The following is a 1,347-nucleotide window of genomic DNA, read 5'->3' on the forward strand; positions in this document are numbered from 1 at the left end:
CCCCAGGGATGGGTTTACGGCGTCCGGCCAGATCCGCAATACATACCCAAGCATTCATTAATTTTCCTTGCGCTCGGTAGCAAAAACGGGTAAAATCCACCCGCAACATGAATCCAGTCACGGAGTGTTGCACATGCTGCGAATTGCCCAAGAAGCCTTGACCTTTGACGACGTTTTGCTCGTTCCCGGTCATTCCGAAGTTCTCCCCCATACCGCTGATTTACGCACGCAATTAACGCGTGGAATTACCCTGAATGTCCCGCTGGTTTCGGCCGCGATGGATACCGTTACTGAATCGGCACTGGCTATTGCATTGGCGCAGGAAGGCGGCCTTGGCTTTATCCACAAGAATATGACCGCAGAGCAACAAGCCGCGCACGTTCGTAAAGTGAAAAAATACGAAAGTGGCATGGTCTCTGACCCGGTTACTGTGCAACCCACAACCACCATTGGTGAAATTAAACAACTGACTGCCGAGCATGGTTTTCAGGGGTTTCCTGTGGTTGAAGGTAATGGCGATTTAGTCGGTATTGTTACCGGCCGTGACACACGTTTTGAAGACGATGACAGCAAAGAGATCCGCCACGTAATGACGGGTAATGACCGCCTGGTCACTGTGCATGAAACTGCAGAAAGCGAAGAAATACTGCAGCTTATGCACAAACACCGCATTGAAAAGATCTTGGTTGTGGATGACGCGCACAAACTGAAGGGTATGATCACCCTGAAAGACTTTGAAAAAGCCGAAAACAAACCGAACGCTTGTAAAGACGAACTGGGTTCACTGCGTGTAGGTGCAGCAGTAGGTGTTGGCGCGGGTACGGAAGAGCGTATTCAGTTGCTGGTTGAAGCGGGCGTTGATGTACTGCTTATTGATACCTCGCACGGACATTCGCAGGGTGTACTGGATCGGGTTAAGAAAACTCGTAAAGACTACCCTGACTTACAGATTATTGCCGGTAACGTAGCAACGGCCGCAGGCGCTAAGGCGCTGGTTGAAGCAGGCGTTGACGCGGTGAAAGTGGGTATTGGCCCGGGTTCAATTTGTACCACACGTATTGTTACCGGTTGTGGTGTACCGCAAATTAGCGCCATTAGTGACGCGGTTGATGCCATTAAAGGCTCTGGCGTACCGATTATTGCCGATGGTGGTATTCGTTTCTCAGGAGACATTGTCAAAGCTCTGGCCGCCGGCGCGCACTGCGTTATGGTGGGCAGCATGCTGGCTGGTACTGAAGAGTCGCCGGGTGAAGTTGAGCTTTACCAGGACCGTTATTACAAATCATACCGCGGCATGGGCAGTCTGGGTGCAATGAATCAGCGCAATGGCTCGTCTGACCGTTATTT

At 51.2% G+C, this 1,347-nt stretch carries 1 protein-coding gene; it reads left to right on the forward strand.

The window, feature by feature from the left end:
• Positions 1–133 precede the first annotated feature (133 nt).
• A partial coding sequence (guaB, locus tag B3180_RS13800) for an IMP dehydrogenase (protein WP_286845079.1) occupies positions 134–1,347 on the forward strand: 1,214 nt, incomplete at its 3' end.

It is taken from the genome of Idiomarina sp. UBA4206, assembly GCF_002383015.1.
In the GTDB taxonomy this organism is placed as follows: Bacteria; Pseudomonadota; Gammaproteobacteria; order Enterobacterales; family Alteromonadaceae; genus Idiomarina; species Idiomarina abyssalis.